Source organism: Kitasatospora phosalacinea (assembly GCF_030268885.1).
GTDB classification, from domain to species: Bacteria; Actinomycetota; Actinomycetes; order Streptomycetales; family Streptomycetaceae; genus Kitasatospora; species Kitasatospora phosalacinea_C.
Map to the genome: position 1 here is coordinate 454,711 of NZ_BSSA01000002.1, position 20,264 is coordinate 474,974.

The window sequence follows — 20,264 nt, forward strand, 5'->3', positions numbered from 1 at the left end:
CCGCGGTGGTTCCCGGCTGACGGGTCTGACTCCTCCATACCGGCGCACCGGCCCCGGCAAACCCGATCGTCGCGACTCGTCACCCGCCGGTGACACGGGGCAACAGGAGGTGACTCACTCCTCCCAGGAGTTCCCGGTGCGCAGCCGGGACAGGATCCGCGACAGCAGCCGGGAGACGTGCATCTGGGACATGCCGAGTTCGGTGGAGATCTGCGACTGGGTGAGGTTGGCGAAGAAGCGCAGCATGATGATCCGCCGCTCCCGCTCGGGGAGCTGGACCAGCAGGTGGCGGACCATGTCGCGGTGCTCGACGTCGGTGAGGGCGGTGTCCTCGTAGCCGAGCCGGTCGAGCAGGGCGAGGCCGCCCTCGTGCTCCTGGGCGGCCTCCAGGGAGGCGGCGTTGTAGGCGCGGCCGGCGTCCAGGCAGGCCCGGACGTCCTCCTCGGGGATGCGCAGGTTGGCGGCGATCTCGGGGACCTTGGGGGCCCGGCCGTGGGTGACGGTCAGCTCCTCCATGGCGCCGCTGACCTGCACCCACAGCTCCTGGAGGCGGCGCGGGACGTGCATGGTGCGGACGTTGTCGCGGAAGTAGCGCTTGATCTCGCCGAGGATGGTGGGCAGCGCGTAGGTGGGGAACTGGACGCCGCGCCCGGGGTCGAAGCGGTCGATGGCGTTGATCAGTCCGATGGTGCCGACCTGGACGATGTCCTCCATCGGTTCGCTGCGGCTGCGGAAACGGGTGGCGGCGTAGCGGACCAGCGGGATGTTGATCTCGATCAGGGCGGCGCGGACCCGGGCGCGCTCGGGGGCGTCGGGCGGGAGTTCGGCGAGTCGTTCGAAGAGCACCCGGGTGAGGGTGCGGACGTCCACGGCACCGCGGTTCCCGGGGCGGCGGGCGGCGAGTTCGAGCGGGTCCGGCCGGTCCTCGGGCCGGTCCTCGGCCTGCGGCCCGCTCCGGTCAGTGCTCCGGTCCTCGATCCGGTCCTCGACCCGGTCCTCGGGCGCACTGCCCTGCTGCGTCCGCACGGACACGTCACCCCTCCCTTGAGAACCACCTCGCCAATTTCCGGCAAAACCGGTCATAGCATCACAAGTCGCTCTGTGGCCGGGCAAGTACCCGGCGAAGGCGTGTTGACGAACCGTCCAGCATTCGGCGGAGTGTGCTACGGCCCCCGCCCTCGGGCGGAGGGCGGGGGCCGCCGGGTCGTGCGTGTACGAGGGAAGGCGGGAGGGGGTCAGACCTCCAGGTCGGCGATCACCCAGGTGGCGAACTCGCGCCACTGCGCGGCGGCGGCCTGATGGGCCGGGTGGCCGAGGTACGCGGCCAGCGCCTCGCGGTCCTCGACCAGGCTGTTGATCGCGAAGTCCTGGGCGATGTCCCGCTCGGCGAAGTTCCAGCCGCACTCCCACTCGCGCAGCTCCGGGATCAGCGCGCCGAGCTCCGCGAACGCCTTCGCGCCCGCGACGGCCCGCGGGTCCTCCTTGGTGACGCCTTCGTTGAGCTTGAACAGGACCAGGTGCCGGATCACGATGCCGCTCCTCGCGGGTGGTGGAGGGCGCGCCCGCCCGCGGGAGCGCCCCGGAAGGACGAACCCCGCAACGGTACTAGCGCACCAGTCCGGTCATGAACGAGCCGACCGCCTTGGCGGCGTCCGAGATGCCCACGAAGCCGGACTTCACCAGGTCCGCCGAACGCTCCGGTGAGGTGATGATCGTGTAGATGACGAAGATGACCAGGATCCACATGGCCACCTTCTTCGCCTGAGCCATCGAACGGGCCTGCCTCCCTGAGTCGGGCCGCCGCCCTCTCCCCGTGCGGCCCTGCCACCCGGCAGCTTATCCACCGGACGGCGCAAGGAGTGAGGGGCGGGTTCACCCGCCGGGACGAAGGTCCTGCGCGGACGGGGCTTTCTCCGGATGTGCCCACCGGGGCGGGGCGGCAGGATGGTTGATGTACCGAGGATCTGGCAGGAATCCCCGGTACGGCGATCCGGAGGCCCCCGCTGTGGGACCGGGCGCCGCGGCTTCCCCCCGACGCGGCCCCGGTTGTGGGACCTCCGCCAGGGGCGGCAGCTCGTCCCCCCGGAGCTGCCGCCCCCACCGCGGGAACGCCGAAGGGCCCGACCGGAATCCGGTCGGGCCCTTCGAGTGGCGGTAGCGGTGGGATTCGAACCCACGGTGGAGTTGCCCCCACACACGCTTTCGAGGCGTGCTCCTTTGGCCGCTCGGACACGCTACCGAGGGGAACTCTACCGGATCGGGAGGACGGGGCGAAATCCGTTCCGGACGGGTCAGCGCCGGGTGTCGAAGAAGGCCAGCAGTTGGGCGGTGCACTCGTCGGCGAGGACTCCGCCGACCACCTCGGGACGGTGGTTGAGGCGGTTGTCGCGGACGACGTCGAAGAGCGAACCGGCCGCGCCCGCCTTCGGGTCGTAGGCGCCGAAGACCACCCGGGCCAGCCGGGAGAGCACGATCGCGCCCGCGCACATGGTGCAGGGCTCCAGGGTGACGACCAGGGTGCAGCCGCTCAGCCGCCACTCGCCCGCCCGTCGCCCGCCACCGCCCTCGTCGGACGCGCTCCGCGCGGCTTCGTTCAACGCGGCCGCGGCCCGGCGGATCGCCACCACCTCGGCGTGGCCGGTCGGGTCGCCCACCGCCTCGCGGACGTTGTGGCCCCGGCCGAGCACGGTGCCGTCCGGGCCCAGGACGAACGCCCCGACCGGAACGTCACCGGTGGCGGTGGCCAGGGCGGCCTCCTCGATCGCGAGGCGCATCCGGCCCGTCCACCGGTCGCGGACCGGATCGGGGCGTTCGGGGGCGGGCAGCGGGGCGATCCGCGGCCGTTCGCCCAGGGTGTCGGAGGGAAGGGGGACGGGCTGCATGGACCCAGTGTCGGGCACCGGGCCCGCCGCTACCGAACGGCCTCCAGGACTTCGCCGCAGCCGAGCGCCTCGGCGATCTCGCCGAGCGCGTCGCCGGGCACGGCGCCCTCCCCGGCCAGCTCCAGCAGGTCGGCGGCGGTCATCCCGAACTCGGTCAGCAGCTCGGCGTCGCCGATCGGCCCGATGGGGTTCGCGCCCCGCCCGACCGCCGGCTCCTCGTCGTCCTCGTCGTCGGCGGCCTCGGCGACCGCGTCCTCGTCCTCGTCGTCGAGCCCGGCCACGAGCCCGTCGAGGTCGTCGAAGTCGGCCTCCCCGTCCTGTTCGATCAACTCGTCGGTGAGCACGGCGCCGTACGAGCTGCGCGCCGCCGCGGCCGCGTCGGAGACGAAGATCCGCGGGTCGTCCTCACCGTCGATGCGCAGGACGGCGAACCACGCGTCCTCCTGCTCGATGAAGACCAGCACGGTGTCCTCGTCCTCGGCCGCCTCGCGGGCCAGGTCGGTCAGGTCGGCCAGGGTCTCTACGTCGTCGAGTTCCGTCTCGCTCACATCCCACCCGGCACCGGTGCGAGCAAGCACTGCAGCGAAGTACGCCACCAGGGACACTCCCAAGATTGGTCTCGGCTGTCGGCGATCTCGGGCGGGTGCGGTCCGGCCGCCCCCGCGCCAGAAGGCGGTCCGCTGTTCGGACCGTCCCACCGCATCGTGACAGAAAGGCCGCCGCTGCGGGGGGTGTTCGGCAGCGCGTCTTCGCAGGTCGTGTCGGAATGGTCGGCTTCCGGCCGCTCCGGGCGCGGATCTTGACCGTCGGACGTCTTGCGGCGGGGGCGCCGGGGCGCTCCCGGGGGCGCAACTCCGGTGCGGGGCGCGGTCCCGGGGACCGTCAGATCCGGAAGGTTCGCATCCGCAACGCCTCGCGCATCCGGCGCTCCTTCGTCCGCCTCGGCTGCACCCGGGCCCTCAGCTCCCGGGCCTCGGCCAGCTCGCGGAGGAACACGGCCCGGCGCTTGCGCCGCGCCGCGTCGGTCTCCGCCTCGGTCTCTGGTGTCGGACGGGACTCGTCTGTCGAGCCGGACCCGCCCGCGCCGGCGGTGGTCGCCCGCGTCGGGTTGCTCTTCATAGGTTCCGACTTTCCCAGATCGGCCCCGGGGATACCACAGGAGCGGTCCGACTTCCGTGATTCCGGACGCGCTCCCGGGTGGTGCGGCGGGTCGCCCCGGTCGTCCCGGTTCGTACGGAGTCGTACACACGTGCCGGTGGCCGTTACCGTTGGTCCATGCGTCTCCACGTCGTCGACCACCCGCTGGTCGCCCACAAGCTGTCCACCCTGCGCGACGAGCGCACGGACTCGCCGACCTTCCGGCGGCTCACCGACGAGCTGGTCACCCTACTCGCGTACGAGGCGACCCGGGACGTCCGCACCGACACGGTCGAGATCACCACGCCGGTCGCCGTCACCGAGGGCACCCGGCTCTCCTACCCGCGCCCGCTGGTCGTCCCGATCCTCCGGGCCGGCCTCGGCATGCTCGACGGCATGACCCGGCTGCTGCCGACCGCGGAGGTCGGCTTCCTCGGCATGGTCCGCAACGAGGAGACGCTGGAGGCGTCGACCTACGCGACCCGGATGCCGGACGACCTCTCCGGGCGGCAGATCTACGTCCTCGACCCGATGCTGGCCACCGGCGGCACCCTGGTCGCGGCGATCCGGATGCTGCTGGAGCGCGGTGCGACCGACGTCACCGCGGTGGTGCTGCTGGCCGCGCCCGAGGGCGTCGCGGTGATGGAGCGCGAGCTGGCGGGCCGGCCGGTCACGGTGGTCACCGCGGCGGTCGACCAGCGGCTCAACGAGCACGGCTACATCGTGCCGGGGCTGGGCGACGCGGGGGACCGGCTGTACGGGACGGCGGGCTAGGACGGGAAGAACGGATCCGGCCGGGGACGGGGTGCCGTCCTCGGCCGGATCCGGTGCGTTCGCGGGGGCGTGCGGTGCGGTTCCCCGCGCCCCCGGCGGGGTTCAGCAGTGGCCGGGCTCCGGGGAGGGGGAGGGCTTGGTGAGCTCGGCGAGGGCGGCGGCGGCCTGGGCGGGGTCGGCGAGGGCGCTGAAGGTGTCGCCGATGACGAAGTCGACGGTGGCGTCGGTGCGGGTGTCCTCGGTGGCGGTCGCGGCGGCGACCTGGGAGAGCAGCAGGGTGGCCGCGCCGAGGCCGCCGGGGCCGCTGAGGATCTGCGCGGTGCCGGGCACCTTCTTGTCGAGCGCGGCGGGCGCGTTGCCGACCTTGTCGACCACGAAGCCGCGCTTGCGCAGCTCGTCGGCGGTGCGGGCGGCCAGGCCGGACTTGTCGGTGGCGTTGTAGACGTTCACCGTGACGGCGGCGGGCTGCGGGACGGCGGTGTTGCTGGGGACGGGCGCCGGTGCGCCGGAGGCCGCGGCGGAGGCGGGGGCGCCGGCCGAGGGGGAGCTCTCCGGGGCGGCGAGCGGCTTGCCGGAGGCGGGGGCGCACGCCTGGGCGGTGGCGTCCTTGTGCTTGCCGGTGAAGACGTCGTACAGCTGCACGCCGCCGACCGTCACCAGGGTCAGGGTGAGGACGCCGCCCAGTCCGAGGGCGATCTTCCGGCCGCGGCGCGGGGGGCGGCCGAGGCGGGGGTAGGCGTTTCCGGTGACGCGGTACTGCTTCCCCTTCAAGCCCCGGGGAGTCAACATGCTCATGGTCTGTCTCCCCGTGGGTGCCAGGGTGGGGTGTCGGTGACCGCGGGGCGGCCGTGGGGGACGGGCCGCCTGACCGCTGTAGTCAGCAGACTAATCCGACAACGGGTGCGGAGGTACTGGATGATCATCGTCCGGGGGACGACGGCACTCGAAAGGACGTACCGGCACCGACCCCGGTTGCACCCGTCCGCGGGTGACCCGGGGTCAGTCCATCTCCAGCACGCGGGCGTGCAGGACCTGCCGCTGTTGGAGGGCGGCCCGGACGGCGCGGTGCAGGCCGTCCTCCAGGTAGAGGTCGCCGCGCCACTTCACGACGTGGGCGAACAGGTCCCCGTAGAACGTGGAGTCCTCCGCGAGGAGGGTCTCCAGGTCCAACTGGCCCTTGGTGGTCACCAACTGGTCCAGCCGCACCGGACGCGGCGCGACGTCCGCCCACTGGCGGGTGCTGGTCCGGCCGTGATCCGGGTACGGCCGTCCGTTGCCGATGCGCTTGAAGATCACACGGAAAGCCTACCGTTCGGGACGCTCCGGGCGCAGCAGGCGGGGCGAACGGTGCGTTGCCCGGCGGCGGGGACGGAGCGGTCGATACGGGTGCGAATGGTGCCGTTCCGGGCACCGGACGGGCGGTCGGACGGGCGGTCGGGGACTAGCGGAGGGCCTGGCCGATCCGGTCCAGCGAGGACAGTCGCATCAGGCCGTAGTGGTAGAACTCGACCTCCGGGACGCCCAGTTCGCGCAGGGTGGCGATCTTGGCGGTGAGGTTGGCGGGCCCGTCGCAGTCGGACGCCATCGGGCGCAGGATCACCGCCATGTCCTGCGGGCGGACGCCGTGCAGGGCGAAGGCGGCGACCTTCTCGCGGACGGCCTCCGGGGTCCTCGCGTAGCCGAGGGTCTCGATCTGGTGGGCGGCGCCCGCGAGCGAGGGCAGGTCGATGCCGGACAGCCAGCCGGTGCCGGGGCCGCCGCCGTCCATGAAGGTCAGCCGCATGCCGTGCTCGGCGGCGGTGGCGGCCAGTTCGGCGGCCAGCGAGGTCACGGTGCGGGCCGAGGCGTCGACGTAGGCGGCGAAGGCGCCGCCCGCCAGCTCGTCCAGTGCGGCCGGGGCGAGGGCGCGCGACTCGTCGGCGAGACGGGCGCGCAGCTCGGTGCGGACGGTGTCGCGGACGTGCTCGGCGGGGACGCCCGCGGCGGTCGCGGCGGCCAGGCAGTGCGGGCAGAAGCAGACCGACAGCAGGGCCTCGGTGACCGGGCCGAGCTCCTCGAAGTAGCGCTCGTGGTGGTAGCCGTGCGCCAGGCCGTGGAAGTGCAGCGACTCGGCGCGGACCGCGTCCACGCCGTAGCGGCCCAGCTCCTCGACCACGGTGCGGCAGTAGTCGCGGACCTCCGGGTTGGCCGGGCACAGCTCGGTCAGGTGGCGGTCGCCGAAGGCGTTGGCGGGCGCGCAGTCCGGGTGGGCGAAGCCGAGCCGGTCGTTGTGGCAGAAGACCGTCCAGGCGTGCAGCTTCAGGCCGCGGCGGCGGGTCTCCTCGGCGGCCTCGGCGAACGGGTCGCGCTCCCCGATCGCGGTGGAGGGCAGCGGGGCGAGCCGCCGCCCGGCCCAGCGCTCCGGGTCGGGGCGGAAGTACGCGGCGCCCGGCTCCAGGTAGCGCAGCGCCCGGCGCGGGTTGTGCGGGAAGACGTCCCGGGCCTCGTGGTAGACCGAGGCGAGCGTGACGCCGCCGACCCCGGCCCGGTCGGTAAGGTTGCCGAAGAAGGTGTCGGCCCCTTCGTCGAGCAGGTCGGTGGCGAAGGCGAGGACGGACGTCTCCACGGGGCAACTCCGGAGAAGGAAGTACGGGGAGTGACCACGCTAACCGTGCGCTCCCGTATTGGTCTATACCTGGTTGGGTGAGGAGAGCGGCGCCATGACGGTCTACCGGGGCTTCGACCAGCAGGAACTCGACCGGGAGTACTCGCCCAGCACCCGGGCCGCCGACTTCGACGCCGAACTCGCGGCGTACGCGGCCGAGAGCCGCCGGGCCCTGCGCGAACTCCCCGGGCACCGCGAACTGCGCTACGGGCCGGACGCGCCCGAGCTGCTCGACTACTTCCCCGCCGCCCGGCCCGGCGCGCCGCTGCACGTCTTCGTGCACGGCGGCTTCTGGCAGGAGCTCGGCAAGGAGGACTCCGCCTTCCCCGCGCTCGACCTCGTCCCGCACGGCACCGCGTTCGCCGCCGTCGGCTACGGGCTCGCCCCGCGGTGGACGGTCGAGCGGATCGTCGAGCAGACCACCTCCGCCGTGCGGTGGCTGGTCGACCACGCGGCGGAACTCGGCGTCGACCCGGAGCGGATCGTGCTCAGCGGCAGCTCCGCCGGGGCGCACCTGGCCGCGTCGGCGCTGCTCGACGAGCGGCTGCACGGACGGATCCGCGGGGCGGCGCTGCTCAGCGGCGTCTACGACCTGGAGCCCGTCGCCCTCAGCTACGTCAACCAGCCGCTCGGCCTCGATCCGGCCAGGGCCGCCGCGCTCAGCCCGCTGCGCGCGGGGCGGGCCGCGCTGGCGGCGCTGCCGCCGGTGGTGCTGGCGCTGGGCGAGCACGAGACGGACGAGTTCGGGCGGCAGCAGGCGGAGTTCGCGGAGGCGCTGCGGGAGGCGGGGGTGCCGGTGCACGAACTGCTGGTGGGCGGGCGCAACCACTTCGACCTGGTCTTCGACCTGGGGAGGGTGGGGACGGTGCTGGGGGCGGCGGTGGAGGGGCTCTGGCGGAGCTGAGAGCCTGCGGCGGCCTCGGGGCGCTGCTGCGAAGGCCCGGAGCAGCACGGACCTCCGGTGGGCTCCGGCCGCCAGCAGCTCGGACCCGCCGTCCCCCGGGCCCCTGACGGGGCGCTGGGGCGGGGGTTCGTGGATAGGCTGGGGCGGTATACCGAGGGCCTTCGACGAGGACGGTGACCGATGACCGGGCGCATTCCGCTTCCGTACGACTTCCTGCCGCCGGTGCCGGCGTTCCAGTTGCGCAGTGCGGACCTGGTGGACGGGGGGACGATGCCGGACGCCCACGTGCACGCGGCGGGCAACACGTCGCCGCAGTTGTCGTGGTCGGGGTTCCCGGCGGGGACGCGGTCGTTCGCGGTGACCTGCTACGACCCGGACGCGCCGACGGCGGCGGGGTGGTGGCACTGGCTGGTGGTGAACCTGCCGGCGGAGGTCACCGAGCTGGCGGCCGGGGCCGGGGCGAGCGACGGGGAGCTGCCCGGTGGGGCGTTCCACGTGCGCAACGACTTCCCGGGGCACCGGTACGACGGGGCGGCGCCGCCGCCCGGACCGGCCCACCGGTACGTGTTCGTGGTGCACGCGCTGGACGTGCCGGCCCTGGAGGTCGGGCCGGACACCCCGGCGGCGCAGGTCGGGTTCCACCTGACCGCGCACGCGCTGGGGCGGGCCCTGCTGACGGTGGAGTACCAGTCGGCGCCGTGAGGCTCAGGCCAGCACCTGGCGGAGGAACGCCTCCAGGTTGGTGACCGTCCGGGCGATCTGCTCCTCCAGCGGGAGCGACTCGTCCGGGCGGCTGACCGTGGCGGGGCGGCGCAGGCCGCGGACGTACAGCGAGCAGGCCAGGTCGGCGCAGAGGTAGGTGCCGACCGAGTTGCCCTCGCGGCCCGCCGCGCCCGCGCGGGGGGCGGTGAGCAGGGAGACGCCGCTGCCCGCGTGCGAGGTGATGCAGACCGAGCAGACGTTGGTGCGGGTCAGGCTGCGCTTCACGTTCGGCGAGCGGAGGGTGATGCCGACCGGGGCGTCGTCGAGGACGGCGACCAGGTAGGCCCGGTCGGGGGCGCCGAGGTCGCGCCAGCCGAGGAAGTCCAGGTCGGCCCAGCGGCGCTCGGCCAGGTCGCGCGGGACGGGCAGCCGCTTGGCCTCGCCCTTGGAGCAGTTGACGAAGGACGCCCGGATCTCGGGCTCGGTCAGGGCACGCATGCCCCCGACGCTAACCGAACCGGGGCGGGCGCGTCGTCCGGTTTTCCGCCGGTATCGCCCGGCGGCCCGCGCGTTGGGTGGAGCGCGGTTCGCGGTGCGGGCCACACTGGGGGGATGACCCAACAGCGGCGGTTGATCGTGCTGCGGCACGCCAAGGCGGACTGGCCGGACGTCCCGGACGAGCTGCGGCCGCTGGCCGAGCGCGGCCGGGCCGACGCGGTGGCGGCCGGACGGTGGCTGGCGGAGCACGGGTTGGTGCCGGACCGGGTGCTGTGCTCCACCGCGGTGCGCACCCGGCAGACCTGGGAGCTGGCCGAGCCGGAGCTCGGCGGCGCGCCCGAACTCGTCCTGGAGCCGCGGGCGTACCGCGCGGACGCGGACGAACTGGTGGAGCTGCTGCGGGAGTTGCCGCCGGTGGTGCGCACCGTGATGCTGGTCGGGCACCGGCCCGAGGTGCAGGAGTTGGTGCTGGGGCTGGCCCGGGAGAACGGGAACGGGCACCGGAACGAGGCGCTGGAGCGGCTGCGGGAGAAGTTCGCCACGGCCGGGATCGCGGTGCTGGACGTACCGGGCGAATGGGGGCAACTCGCACCGGGGAGCGCCGAGTTGGCCGACTACGCGGTGCCGCGCGGATGAGTGCGGGGACGTGATAGGCATGGGGTGTGCGCTTCGATGCCGTCCCCAAGCCGCCCGCCGTGGCGGCCCGCCCGCGTGACGAGCGGGGCTACCCGGTGCCCGCGATCACCCCGTGGGAGGACGGGCGGCCGCAGTTCGCGCTGACCGACCACGAGCGGTCGGCGGCCTGCGCCCGGGAGCGGCTGTGCTCGGTGTGCAACACGCTGATGCCGCGCGGGCCGGTGTGGCGGGTGGTCGGCGGGGCGGAGGCGGCGGCGATCGGCGAGGCGCTGGCGGCGGGCCGCCCGTACCGGAACATGGCGCCCACCACGGAGGGGCCGGGGCACCGGGCGTGCATGCTGTACGCCGCGATGGTCTGCCCGTACCTGGCCCGCTCCAACGCCCGCCGCCGGGTGTCGGCCGCGCAGGGCGACACCCCGGACGGGCTCACCGCGCACGTGGTGCGCGGGGCCGCCCGGGGTGACACGGGTGCGGTGGTCGGCTTCGACGAGTACGAGTTCGCGATCACCCCGACCAGGGTGCTGTTCCGCTTCCTGGACCCGGTCGAGTGGCTTCCGCACGACAACGCCGACCAGCAACTGCCGAACCTTCAGGAGGAGTTGGCACGGCTCGCTCAGCGGTAGGCGGGCAGGCCGACGGTGTCGGTCACCTTCTCCGGCTTCCCGCCCGTGAACGGGACGGTGTAGACGCCGTCCGGGCCGCGGAAGGCGACGGTCCTGCCGTCGTGGCTAATCGCGGGCTCGGTGCAGTCGACCGTCGCGTCCGGGGTGAGGTCGATCTGCTGGTCGGCGTTCTCGTCGCCCGGGCTGGCGAAGACGTGGCTGTGCCCCTTGGCGGAGCGGACGAACACCAGCGCGCCCTCGTCCGCCAGCGCGGGCTGCGAGCCCTTGGCGACGGCGCCGCCGTTGGTCCGGCTGACCACGTCGTGGAAGTAGACCTGGCCGTCGTCCTTGTTGGCGTACACCGTCATGCCGGACAGGCCGTTGGAGTTCGGCCACTGGTTGCCGGTCTCCGGGATCTGCGCGCCCTCGGAGTCGCCGACGTGCAGCACCTCGGGCTTGGCGCCCGCCCTGGCCTCGACCGACATCAGGCGCAGGCTCTTCTTGTCGTCCGCGGTGAACAGCAGGTAGGTGCCCGCGCCGTGCGGCTCGTCCGCGCCGAAGACCTGCCAGGTCGGGTGAGACCAGGTGGTGCCGGACGGGGCCTTGGCGACGACGACCTTGTGGCTGCCGTCCGGGTCGGAGGTCTCCAGGTTGCCGTTGCCGTCGACGAAGGCGGCGTGCTTGCCGTCCGGGGACCAGGCCAGGTCGCGGACCACGGTGCCGAAGTCGACGGCCTTGCCGTCCATCAGCACGGTGCTGGTGCCGGTGCTGACGGTCAGACGGGTGCCCGCGGTCCTGTTCAGCGAGCCGCCCCCGGCCGGGGCGGCGGTGGTCGCGGCGGTGGCCGGGGAGGAGGCGGCGGTGCCGGTGCCCTCGCCCTCCGGGTCGCAGGCGGTCAGCAGCAGGGCCGACCCGGTGGTGGACGCGGCCACCAGCAGGGCGGCGGCGGACCGGCGCAGACGGGCGCGTTCGTTCATGATGCGGTTCCCCCCGAACGGAATGCGGATGGCAGGCAAGGGAGTTCGGCCGACGGGCGGGCCCGGTGACCCGACCGCGGCCGGTGCTCCGGGCTCATCCTGGCAGCAGCGTGCGACAGCCCGGGCGGCGAGGCCGTCCGGGCTGTCGCACGGGCCCCGGTTCGCGGACCCTGAACGCGCGAACCGGGACGGGGTGGTGACGGGGCGTCGGTCAGCCGCGGTAGGCGGGCAGGCCGACGGTGTCGGAGACCTTGGTCGGGGTGCCGCCCTTGGCGGGGACGGTGTAGATGCCGTCCGGGGCGCGGAAGGCGACGGTCTTCCGGTCGGGGGAGAAGGCCGGCTCGGTGTAGTCGACGGTGGCGCCCGGGGTCAGGTCGCGCTCCGGCGCGCGGTAGTCGCTGCCCTTGGTGAACAGGTGGCTGTGGCCCGCGACGGAGCGGACGAACACGATGTCCCCCTCGTCGTCGCGGTCGGGCTGCGAGCCCTTGGCGACCGCCATGCCCTCCTGCCGCAGGTACTGGTCGCGGATGTACACCTGGCCGTCGTCCTTGTTCGCGTAGACCGAGGAGCCGATCCGCCCGGCGGCGTTGGGCCACAGGTTGCCGGTCTGCGGGATCGGCGCCGGGTCCTGGTCCGAGTAGGTGTTCAGGGCGATCGGGGCCGGGGTGCCGCCCTGCACGGGGACGGCGAGGATCCGCAGGGTGCCGTGGTCGTCCGCGGTGAACTGCAGGTCGTTCACGGCCGGGACGTGCATGGTGCGCTCGTCGGCGTTGGGCGTGAACACCTGCCAGGTCGGGTGCGACCAGGTGACGCCGGACGGGGCCTTGGCGACGACGGCCCGGTGGCTGCCGTCCGGGTCGGAGGTCTCCAGGTTGCCGTTGCCGTCGACGAAGGCGGCGCGCTTGCCGTCCGGGGACCAGGCCAGGTCGCGGACCACGGTCCCGAAGTCGACGACCTTGCCGTCCATCACCACGTAGCGGGTGCCGTTGCTGATGGTCAGCCCGGTGCCCTTGGTCAGGTTGAGGGCGGCCTGGACCGGCTGGGCCGACGGCTGGGCCGGGGCGGCGGTGGTCGCGGCGGCGGACGGGGAGGCGGGCGCGGTGGCGGAGGCCGGGGCCGACGGGGTGGCCGTGCCGGAGCCGGTCGCGGCGGCGGACGGGGACGCGGGCGCGGTCGGGGTGGCGTTGCGGGACGGGGCGGTGGCGGTCGGCCGGGTGGCGGCCCTGTCGTCGGCCGACGGGTCGCAGGCGGTCAGCAGCAGGGCGGAGCCGGCGGTGATCGCGGAGACGAGGGCGACGGCGGAGGAGCGGCGGAGGCGGGCGTGCGCGGACATGGATGGTTCCCCCCTGGAACGGATCCGACGGTGCGTGGTGTGGGTGCCCCCTGCCGGTTCTCGTGTTCCGTCGTCCGGGGCGGTGACCAGAGCTTCGCAGTCGGATGACCCTGTGGGGTGCGCGAATTGTCACTGCGGGGCAACAGCCGTTCGGGGGCCGCCGAGCGTGCCGTCGAGCGTGTCGCCGCGCGTGCCGCCGCGCGGTCGTCCGGGGCACTGGTTAGCGTGGCAGGGCATGTGCTTTCCCCCGGGGCGGCGGGCCCCGGGCGCGGCCCCGGGTGCGGGGCCCCGACAGCGGAGGGAGACGCACCGTGACGGCACCACCCGAGGGCACCCCGGTCTGGGCGGACGCGATGTTCGCCGACCCGGAGGTCGCCAAGGCGTTCTACGGACAGGTGCTGGGCTGGACGTTCGGCGAGGCCGCGTCCGAGCTCGGCAGCTACACGCAGGCCCTGAAGGACGGCAGGGCGGTCGCCGCGATCGTCCCGCCGCCGCCCGGGCAGGAGGGCCGCTCCGCGTGGGTGCTCCACCTGGCCACCGCCGACGTGGCGGCCGCCGCGCAGCGCGTCCGGGCGGCCGGCGGCACCGTGCTGATGGAGCCGGTGCGGGTCGGCAGCTCCGGCTCGATGGCGATCGCCCAGGACCCGGCGGGCGTCGTGTTCGGCCTCTGGCAGAGCGGCGACCACCGGGGCTTCGAACTGCGCGACGCACCCGGCAGCTACGGCTGGGCCGAGGTGTTCACCCGGGACACCGCCGCCGCCAACTCCTTCTTCCCGCAGGTGTTCCCGTACCGGGTGCGGAAGATCGTCGACGACAAGGTGGACTACAGCATCTACCACCTCGGTGACGCGCCCGTGCTCGGCGCGATGGGCATGGGGCCGGACGTGCCCGCCCAGGTGCCGCCGTTCATCAGCGTCTACTTCCTGGTGGACGACTGCGACGCCGCCGCCGGACGGGTCGCCCAGGCGGGCGGGCAGCTCGTCTTCGGGCCGATGAGCAGCCCGTTCGGGCGCTTCGCCTCCTTCGTCGACCCGCAGGGCGCGGCGTTCTCGCTGATCGACCCCGGCGCCGCCGAGGGCGAGCGGCCGAGCACGGTGGAGGTGGCCTGAGACATGGTCACCCCGCTCCCCGAGCTCACCGGCGAACGCGCCGACCTGCTGGCCGCCCTGGACAAGCAGCGCGGCTTCCTGCGCTACACCGCGCGCGGCCTCACCGACGAACAGGCCCAACAGCGCACCACCGTCAGCGAACTGACCCTCGGCGGGCTGATCAAGCACGTCGCCGGGGTCGAGGAGCGCTGGCTGCGGTTCGCCGTCGGCGGCGCCGAGGCGATGCGCGCCGAGGGCGCGCCCGACGACGCCGAGAGCTGGGCCGCGCAGTTCCGGATGACCGACGGCGAGACCCTGGACGTCCTGCTGGAGCGCTACCGGGCCGTCGCCGAGCACACCGACAACCTGGTCGCCACCCTCGACCTGGACAGTGAGCAGGCGCTGCCGGAGGCGCCCTGGTTCGAACCCGGCGCGGCGTGGAGCGTGCGGCGGGTGCTGCTGCACGTCATCGCGGAGACCTCGCAGCACGCCGGGCACGCCGACATCCTGCGCGAGGCGCTGGACGGGCAGCGGACCATGGGCTGAGGGCTGCCGGGAGCGCGCCCGGGCCCGGGCTCAGTCGGCGACGTGCAGGACCGACTTGCCCCGCAGGTGCCCCTGTTCGGCCCGGCGGTGGGCGGCGGCCGCCTCGACGAGCGGGAACACCCCGGTGACGGCGACCCGGACGGCGCCGGAGACCACCAGGGCGTCCAGTGCGGCGAGGTCGGCGCCGCTGGAGCGGACCTGCCAGCTGCGGTCGCCGAGGACCAGGCCGAGGTCGCCGGTGGCGTGCTCGGTGCGGTAGTCGCCGAAGAAGACCGGGGCGACCCGGCCGCCGCGGCGCAGCACCGGGAGCAGCCGGTGGGCGTCCGGGCCGCCGACGGTGTCGAACAGCAGGTCGGCGCCCCGGACGGCGTCCGCGACCGGCCCGGCGGTGTAGTCGACGAAGCGGTCGGCGCCCAGCTCGCGCAGGAAGCGCTCGTGGCGGCCGGAGGCGACCGCGACCACCTCCCCGGCGCCGCCCGCCCTGAGCAGCTGCACGGCGAGGTGGCCGACGCCGCCCGCCGCGCCGTTGACCACGGCGGTGCCGCCGGGCGCGGGGTCCAGGTGGCGGAGGTACTGGTAGGCGGTCAGGCCCGCCATCGGGAGGGCGGCCCCGGTCAGGTGGTCCAGGGCGTCGGGCAGCAGGGCCAGGTGGGCGTCCGGGACGGTCGCGTACTCGGCGTAACCGGCGCCCCGGCCGGGGAAGTTGACCAGGGCGTGGACGCGTTCGCCGACCTGCCGGGCCGAGCCCGGGCCGGTGGCGACGACCGTGCCGGAGACGTCGCTGCCCGGGACGAGCGGGAGCGCCGGGGTCGGCCGGATCGCGGCCGGGATGTTCGGGAAGCCGCTGCGGGCGTACCAGTCGGGCGGGTTGAGACCCGCCGCGTGCACCCGGACCAGCACCTCGCCCGGGCCGGGCACCGGGCGCGGCACCCGCTCGCGGACCAGCACCTCGGGTGCGCCGAAGGCGTGCAGGCGCACCGCCCACATGGTGTCGACGGTCATGGCGACTCTCCCCTCCGCAGGCCGGACGGCACTGCCGTAGAATCCGGAGCACTGCTCCGGAAAGCCGGGGCCAGTTTAGGCGGAGCACTGCTCCGGATGTCAACGACGGGACCAGGCATGGCTGTTGATCCGACCGCCCGGGCGCCGCGGGCGGACGCCAGGCGCAACCGGGACCGACTGCTGGAGGTCGGCGCGCAGGTGCTCGCCGAACAGGGCGCGCAGGCCTCGCTGCGCGACGTGGCCCGGCGGGCCGAGGTCGGACTCGGCACGCTCTACCGGCACTTCCCCAGCCGGGAGGCGCTGCTGGAGGCGCTGCTGGCCCGGCGTTTCGACCGACTGTCCGCGAGGGCGGCGGAGTTGGCGGGGGACGGGGCCGATCCGGCCGAGGCGCTCACCGCCTGGCTGCGGGAGTTCTGCGCCGGAGCGGGCGCCCACCAGGGCCTGCCGGAGGCCCTGCTGGCCACCCTGCGCGACCCGGCCTCGCCGCTGCACGCGAGCTGCACGGCGATGCGGGAGGCCGGGGGCGCCCTGCTGGCCGCCGCGCAGCGGGCCGGACGGATCCGGGCGGACGTCACCGGCACCGACCTGTTCGCGCTGGCCAACGCGGTCAGCTGGGCCGCCGGGCAGGCACCGGCGCTGGCCGAGCGGCAGGAGCGGCTGTTCGAGGTGGTGGTGGACGGGCTCCGGGCCTGAGGGGGCCGGGGGCTCAGTCGGTGGCGCCGTCGGCGGGCAGGACGCTCCGGTAGTAGTCGATCTTGTCGCGGAGGTGGGCGCGCTGGCGCTCCAGCAGGGCGATCCGGTCGTTGACGGCGCTGTCGTGGCGCTCCAGCAGTTCGATCCGGCCGAGCAGGCTCTCCGGGCCCTCGGTGCGGGCGAGTTCGGCGTAGCGGCGCATGTCGGCGATCGGCATGCCGGTGTCGCGCAGGCAGCGCAGGATGCCCAGCCAGCCGATGTCGTCCGGGCTGAACCGGCGGTGGCCGCTGGTGGCGCGGGTGATGGAGGTGAGCAGGCCGATCCGTTCGTAGTAGCGCAGGGTGTCCAGGCTGAACCCCGAGCGTTCGGCGGCCTCGGCGGGAGTGAGCAGCTGCGGTGTCGTCACCGTGCCGATTCTGCCCGGCCGTTGGCGCGCGTGCAGCGGGTGAAGCGTTCGCCCCAGGTGGCCAGCAGGGCGGACAGCTCCGGCGGGGAGACGATCTCGAAGTCCACGCCCAGCGAACCGAGCGCCATCGCGGGCCACTCCAGGGCGTCCGCCTGCATCAGCACCCGGCTGCGTTCCGGCCCGGCCTCCCGCACCTCGGCCCAGGCGCCGAGCTTCTCCCGGACGGCCGTCGCGGGCGCCTCCACGAGTGCCTCGACCCGGTGCGGGCGGGGCTGGCCCTGCAGGCCGGCCCGGACGAACTCGGCGGCGTCGGCGGCCGGGAGGGTGCGCGGCAGGAAGCGGGCCCCGGTCGGCTCGGGCCCGGCCAGGCGGTCCAGGCGGAAGGTCCGCCAGTCCTGGCGGGTGAGGTCGTAGGCGACCAGGTACCAGCGGCGGCCCAGCCGGACCAGGCCGTGCGGCTCGGCGTGCCGCTCGGAGGCGGCGCCCCCCGCCGCCTCGTACCGGAAGCGCAGCCGCTCGGTGTCCCGGCAGGCCAGGGCGACGGCGGTGAGGACGTCCGGGGCGATCCGGCCGGCGGTGTCCACCCGCCAGTCCGCCGGGACGGTGACCGTCCGCAGCGCCTCGACCCGGCGGCGCAGCCGGGCCGGCATCACCTGCACCACCTTCGCCAGCACCCGTACGGACGCCTCCGCGAGGCCCTCCACCGCGTTGTCCGCCGCCACCTGCAGCCCGACGGCCAGCGCCACCGCCTCCTCGTCGTCGATCACCAGCGGCGGCAGCGCCGCCCCCGCCGCCAGCTGGTAGCCGCCGTCCACGCCGCGCCGGGCCTCCACCGGGTAGCCGAGCTCGCGCAGCCGGTCCACGTCGCGGCGCAGGGTGCGCGGGGAGACGCCGAGCCGGGCGGAGAGCTCCTCGCCCGGCCAGAAGCGGTGGGACTGCAGCAGGGTGAGCAGGCGCAGGGTGCGGGCGCTGGTGTCGGCCATGGATCCCATCCTCCGCCCATTGCGGACGGAAGGTGACCGCAATGGTCCGTAGCGTGGAACACGAAGGAAGCGAGCAGCACCGCCGTGGCGATGGGAGAGCGACAGCATGAGCACCGAGACCGTCGAGACCGTTGAGAACGTCGAGGGCACCGGGGCCGACGGGACGGCGGAGGGCCAGTACCCGGACGCCACCGTCGAGGGCCCGACCCCCGAGCACGCCGACCTGATCGCGCAGCTCCGCGCCGCCCGGCACTTCCTGCGGTTCACCGCCCGCGGCCTCACCGACGAGCAGGCCGCCCGCCGCACCACCGTCAGCGAGCTCACCGTCGGCGGCCTGATCAAGCACGTCACCTCGATGGAGCGGGCCTGGGCGGCGTTCATCGCGGTCGGCACCTCCGCGCTGCCCGACTTCACCGCGATGGCCGAGGCCGACTTCCAGGCCCGCGCCGACGAGTTCCGGCTGCTGCCCGGCGAGACCCTGCTCGGCGTCCTGACCGCGTACGAGGCGGTGGCCCGCGGCACCGACGAGCTGCTGGCCGGCCTGGCCGACCTGGGCGTCTCGCACCCGCTGCCCGCCGCGCCCTGGTTCACCCCCGGGGCGAGCTGGTCGGCCCGGCGCACCGTGATGCACATCATCGCCGAGACCGCCCAGCACGCCGGGCACGCCGACATCATCCGGGAGTCCCTGGACGGGCAGAAGAGCATGGGCTGACCCTCCCGGGACCGACGCAGGGGTCCGGACCGCCGACGGCGGTCCGGACCCCTTCCCGGTTTTCTCCGCCCTCCGTGTCACACCCCGGGGGATCCGCCACTCTCGGGGTGCAGCCGGAAGCGGAAGACGGAGGAGACGGGCACGATGGACGAGGCCACCGAGGTGTTCACCAGCCACCGGGAACTGCTGTTCTCGATGGTCTACAACCTGCTCGGCACGGTCGCCGACACCGAGGACGTCCTGCAGGAGACCTGGCTCGCCTGGTCCGGCCGGCACCGCTCCAGCGAGGCCGGGCCGATCCTCCACCCGCGCGCCTACCTGGTGCGCACCGCCGTGAACACCGCACTGGCCCGCCGCGCCGAGATCAGCCGACGGCGCGAGAGCTACTTCGGGCCCTGGCTGCCCGAACCGCTGCTGGCCCCGGCCGAGGAGGACCCGGGCGAGCGGGCCGAGGCGGTCTCGATCGCGCTGCTGGTGGTGCTGGAGACGCTCACGCCGCTGGAACGCGCCGTGTTCGTGCTGCACGAGGTCTTCGGGTACAGCCACCCCGAGACCGCCGAGGTCCTCGGCCGCACCCCCGCCGCCGTCCGCCAGCTCGCCCACCGGGCCCGCGAGCACGTCCGCGCCCGGCGCCCCCGCCACCGGGCCGACCCGGCGGTGCGGCGGCAGGCCACCGAGCGGTTCGCGGCGGCCGTCGGCGGCGGGGACCTCGACGCGCTGCTGCGGCTGCTCGCCCCCGACGTCACGCTCTGGGCGGACGGCGGCGGCAAGGCGACGGCCGCCGGGGCGCACCCGGTGCACGGCCGCGGGAAGGTCGCCCGGCTGCTGGTCGGCAACGCCGCGCGGGCGCAGGGGGTGCGGGTGCGGTGGGCCACCGCCAACGGCGACCCGTCGGCGGTGCTGTTCATCGGCGAGGCCCCGTTCGCGGTGCTGGTGCTGGACCTCTCGGCGGACGGCGAGCAGGTCGAGGACATCTACTTCGTGACCAACCCGGACAAGCTGCAGGGCGTCAACTCCGTTGCTGCACAAGAGAACTGAGCGAGACGAGGAGGGAGCGATGAAACTGACCGTGGTGGCCGCGTCCGGAGGGATCGGGCGGCAGGTGCTGGACCAGGCACTGGCGGGCGGGCACGAGGTGACGGCGGTGGTGCGCAACCCGGACAAGCTCGGGGAGAGCGGCGCGCGGGTGGTGCGGGCGGACCTGGCGAGCGCCTCCCCCCAGGAGCTGCGGGCGGCGGTGGCGGGGGCGGACGCGGTGCTGTCCGGGCTCGGGGCGGTCGGGAAGGCCGGTGTCGGCGTCGCGGAGGCCGGGACGCGGGCCGTGGTGGCGGCGATGCGCGCGGAGGGGGTGCGGCGGCTGCTGGTGGTCAGCGCCGCGCCGATCGGCACGGTGGCCTCGCCGCAGCGGCCGCACCCGCCGCGGCACGACCCGGGCGAGGGGCCGTTCATGCGGTACGTGCTGACCCCGGCGGTCAAGCGGGTGCTGCGTGCGCACTACGCGGACCTGGCCCGGATGGAGGACGCGGTGCTGGCCTGCGGGCTGGACTGGACGGTGGTGCGCCCGCCCCGGCTCACCGACGGGCCGCTGACCGGCGACTACCGGGTCGCGTACGGGCAGAACCTGCGCGGCGGGTCGAGGGTCTCGCGGGCGGACGTCGCGCACTGCATGCTGCGCGCGGTCGGCGACCCGGACACCGTCGGGCGGATCCTCGGCGTCGCCCACTGACGGGCCGGCCGGGGGCGGG

26 protein-coding genes and 1 tRNA gene are annotated in these 20,264 nt (G+C 74.6%); 11 read left to right on the plus strand and 16 right to left on the minus strand.

The annotated features are described in order from the left end of the window. Positions 1 to 114: 114 nt before the first annotated feature. The 7 genes from QSK52_RS05680 to QSK52_RS05710 all read right to left on the minus strand — a co-directional run bounded on the left by QSK52_RS05680 (position 115) and on the right by QSK52_RS05710 (position 4,001). The gene (locus QSK52_RS05680; protein WP_285734204.1) at positions 115 to 1,032 is read right to left on the minus strand and encodes an RNA polymerase sigma factor SigF; all 918 of its coding nucleotides are present in this window, start codon (positions 1,030 to 1,032) and stop codon (positions 115 to 117) included. Between the two features lie 203 nt (positions 1,033 to 1,235). Then, a complete protein-coding gene (locus tag QSK52_RS05685; RefSeq protein WP_285734206.1) occupies positions 1,236 to 1,529 on the minus strand; it encodes a Dabb family protein in 294 nt (97 codons plus the stop codon). 76 nt (positions 1,530 to 1,605) lie between these two features. Beyond that, positions 1,606 to 1,770, minus strand: a complete 165-nt coding sequence (locus QSK52_RS05690; RefSeq protein WP_199811186.1) for a hypothetical protein — start codon at positions 1,768 to 1,770, stop codon at positions 1,606 to 1,608. Positions 1,771 to 2,149: 379 nt separating this feature from the next. Beyond that, positions 2,150 to 2,239, minus strand: a tRNA-Ser gene (locus QSK52_RS05695). A 52-nt stretch (positions 2,240 to 2,291) separates the two neighbouring features. Beyond that, positions 2,292 to 2,882, minus strand: a complete 591-nt coding sequence (locus QSK52_RS05700; RefSeq protein ID WP_435053162.1) for a nucleoside deaminase — start codon at positions 2,880 to 2,882, stop codon at positions 2,292 to 2,294. Between the two features lie 29 nt (positions 2,883 to 2,911). Beyond that, positions 2,912 to 3,478 (minus strand): hypothetical protein, encoded by a 567-nt coding sequence (locus tag QSK52_RS05705; protein WP_285734209.1) that lies wholly within the window; start codon positions 3,476 to 3,478, stop codon positions 2,912 to 2,914. Positions 3,479 to 3,764: 286 nt separating this feature from the next. Then, complete coding sequence (locus tag QSK52_RS05710; protein WP_285734211.1) at positions 3,765 to 4,001, minus strand: hypothetical protein; 237 nt, start codon at positions 3,999 to 4,001, stop codon at positions 3,765 to 3,767. A gap of 156 nt (positions 4,002 to 4,157) precedes the next feature. Here QSK52_RS05710 and upp point away from each other — a divergent pair, with 156 nt between their 5' ends. Further along, positions 4,158 to 4,793, plus strand: coding sequence for a uracil phosphoribosyltransferase (gene upp / locus QSK52_RS05715; RefSeq protein ID WP_285734213.1), 636 nt, complete (start codon positions 4,158 to 4,160; stop codon positions 4,791 to 4,793). A gap of 102 nt (positions 4,794 to 4,895) precedes the next feature. Here upp and QSK52_RS05720 read toward each other — a convergent pair whose 3' ends face one another. The 3 genes from QSK52_RS05720 to QSK52_RS05730 all read right to left on the minus strand — a co-directional run bounded on the left by QSK52_RS05720 (position 4,896) and on the right by QSK52_RS05730 (position 7,398). Continuing rightward, the gene (locus QSK52_RS05720; RefSeq protein ID WP_285734216.1) at positions 4,896 to 5,588 is read right to left on the minus strand and encodes a LytR C-terminal domain-containing protein; all 693 of its coding nucleotides are present in this window, start codon (positions 5,586 to 5,588) and stop codon (positions 4,896 to 4,898) included. Positions 5,589 to 5,792: 204 nt separating this feature from the next. Then, positions 5,793 to 6,089, minus strand: coding sequence for a type II toxin-antitoxin system VapB family antitoxin (locus tag QSK52_RS05725; protein WP_014136828.1), 297 nt, complete (start codon positions 6,087 to 6,089; stop codon positions 5,793 to 5,795). A gap of 145 nt (positions 6,090 to 6,234) precedes the next feature. Beyond that, the gene (locus QSK52_RS05730; protein WP_285734217.1) at positions 6,235 to 7,398 is read right to left on the minus strand and encodes a hypothetical protein; all 1,164 of its coding nucleotides are present in this window, start codon (positions 7,396 to 7,398) and stop codon (positions 6,235 to 6,237) included. A gap of 94 nt (positions 7,399 to 7,492) precedes the next feature. Here QSK52_RS05730 and QSK52_RS05735 point away from each other — a divergent pair, with 94 nt between their 5' ends. Together QSK52_RS05735 and QSK52_RS05740 are read left to right on the plus strand one after the other, a co-directional pair. Continuing rightward, entirely contained in the window at positions 7,493 to 8,341 is an 849-nt protein-coding gene (locus QSK52_RS05735; protein ID WP_285734219.1) for an alpha/beta hydrolase, read from the plus strand. A 180-nt stretch (positions 8,342 to 8,521) separates the two neighbouring features. Then, positions 8,522 to 9,043 carry a YbhB/YbcL family Raf kinase inhibitor-like protein gene (locus tag QSK52_RS05740; protein WP_285734221.1) on the plus strand — a complete coding sequence of 174 codons (522 nt, stop codon included), beginning with the start codon at positions 8,522 to 8,524 and terminating at the stop codon, positions 9,041 to 9,043. Between the two features lie 3 nt (positions 9,044 to 9,046). Here QSK52_RS05740 and QSK52_RS05745 read toward each other — a convergent pair whose 3' ends face one another. After that, a complete protein-coding gene (locus QSK52_RS05745; RefSeq protein ID WP_285734223.1) occupies positions 9,047 to 9,541 on the minus strand; it encodes an FBP domain-containing protein in 495 nt (164 codons plus the stop codon). A gap of 114 nt (positions 9,542 to 9,655) precedes the next feature. Here QSK52_RS05745 and QSK52_RS05750 point away from each other — a divergent pair, with 114 nt between their 5' ends. Both QSK52_RS05750 and QSK52_RS05755 read left to right on the plus strand, forming a co-directional pair. After that, positions 9,656 to 10,177, plus strand: a complete 522-nt coding sequence (locus QSK52_RS05750) for a SixA phosphatase family protein (RefSeq protein WP_285734225.1) — start codon at positions 9,656 to 9,658, stop codon at positions 10,175 to 10,177. Positions 10,178 to 10,203: 26 nt separating this feature from the next. Next, positions 10,204 to 10,800 carry a hypothetical protein gene (locus QSK52_RS05755; RefSeq protein WP_285734227.1) on the plus strand — a complete coding sequence of 199 codons (597 nt, stop codon included), beginning with the start codon at positions 10,204 to 10,206 and terminating at the stop codon, positions 10,798 to 10,800. Here the strand turns inward: QSK52_RS05755 and QSK52_RS05760 are convergent. Beyond that, a complete protein-coding gene (locus tag QSK52_RS05760; protein WP_285734228.1) occupies positions 10,791 to 11,756 on the minus strand; it encodes a hypothetical protein in 966 nt (321 codons plus the stop codon). The two genes, QSK52_RS05755 and QSK52_RS05760, sit on opposite strands and share 10 nt — an antisense overlap. A 211-nt stretch (positions 11,757 to 11,967) precedes the next feature. Then, positions 11,968 to 13,089, minus strand: coding sequence for a hypothetical protein (locus QSK52_RS05765; RefSeq protein ID WP_285734230.1), 1,122 nt, complete (start codon positions 13,087 to 13,089; stop codon positions 11,968 to 11,970). 311 nt (positions 13,090 to 13,400) lie between these two features. Here QSK52_RS05765 and QSK52_RS05770 point away from each other — a divergent pair, with 311 nt between their 5' ends. Further along, positions 13,401 to 14,198 (plus strand): VOC family protein, encoded by a 798-nt coding sequence (locus tag QSK52_RS05770; protein ID WP_285734232.1) that lies wholly within the window; start codon positions 13,401 to 13,403, stop codon positions 14,196 to 14,198. Between the two features lie 3 nt (positions 14,199 to 14,201). After that, positions 14,202 to 14,723, plus strand: a complete 522-nt coding sequence (locus QSK52_RS05775; protein ID WP_285734234.1) for a DinB family protein — start codon at positions 14,202 to 14,204, stop codon at positions 14,721 to 14,723. Between the two features lie 30 nt (positions 14,724 to 14,753). Here QSK52_RS05775 and QSK52_RS05780 read toward each other — a convergent pair whose 3' ends face one another. After that, complete coding sequence (locus QSK52_RS05780) at positions 14,754 to 15,725, minus strand: NADP-dependent oxidoreductase (protein WP_285734236.1); 972 nt, start codon at positions 15,723 to 15,725, stop codon at positions 14,754 to 14,756. A 117-nt stretch (positions 15,726 to 15,842) separates the two neighbouring features. Here QSK52_RS05780 and QSK52_RS05785 point away from each other — a divergent pair, with 117 nt between their 5' ends. Then, entirely contained in the window at positions 15,843 to 16,418 is a 576-nt protein-coding gene (locus QSK52_RS05785; protein ID WP_285734237.1) for a TetR/AcrR family transcriptional regulator, read from the plus strand. A gap of 13 nt (positions 16,419 to 16,431) precedes the next feature. Here QSK52_RS05785 and QSK52_RS05790 read toward each other — a convergent pair whose 3' ends face one another. After that, the gene (locus tag QSK52_RS05790) at positions 16,432 to 16,824 is read right to left on the minus strand and encodes a MerR family transcriptional regulator (RefSeq protein ID WP_285734239.1); all 393 of its coding nucleotides are present in this window, start codon (positions 16,822 to 16,824) and stop codon (positions 16,432 to 16,434) included. Continuing rightward, positions 16,821 to 17,807 carry a helix-turn-helix transcriptional regulator gene (locus QSK52_RS05795; RefSeq protein ID WP_285734241.1) on the minus strand — a complete coding sequence of 329 codons (987 nt, stop codon included), beginning with the start codon at positions 17,805 to 17,807 and terminating at the stop codon, positions 16,821 to 16,823. Before QSK52_RS05795 ends, QSK52_RS05790 begins: the two co-directional genes overlap by 4 nt. Before the next feature lie 106 nt (positions 17,808 to 17,913). Here QSK52_RS05795 and QSK52_RS05800 point away from each other — a divergent pair, with 106 nt between their 5' ends. The 3 genes from QSK52_RS05800 to QSK52_RS05810 all read left to right on the plus strand — a co-directional run bounded on the left by QSK52_RS05800 (position 17,914) and on the right by QSK52_RS05810 (position 20,245). Then, positions 17,914 to 18,519 (plus strand): DinB family protein, encoded by a 606-nt coding sequence (locus QSK52_RS05800; RefSeq protein WP_285734243.1) that lies wholly within the window; start codon positions 17,914 to 17,916, stop codon positions 18,517 to 18,519. A 144-nt stretch (positions 18,520 to 18,663) separates the two neighbouring features. Beyond that, entirely contained in the window at positions 18,664 to 19,557 is an 894-nt protein-coding gene (locus tag QSK52_RS05805; RefSeq protein WP_285734245.1) for a sigma-70 family RNA polymerase sigma factor, read from the plus strand. A 19-nt stretch (positions 19,558 to 19,576) separates the two neighbouring features. Continuing rightward, positions 19,577 to 20,245 (plus strand): NAD(P)-dependent oxidoreductase, encoded by a 669-nt coding sequence (locus QSK52_RS05810; protein ID WP_285734247.1) that lies wholly within the window; start codon positions 19,577 to 19,579, stop codon positions 20,243 to 20,245. Positions 20,246 to 20,264: the final 19 nt, after the last annotated feature.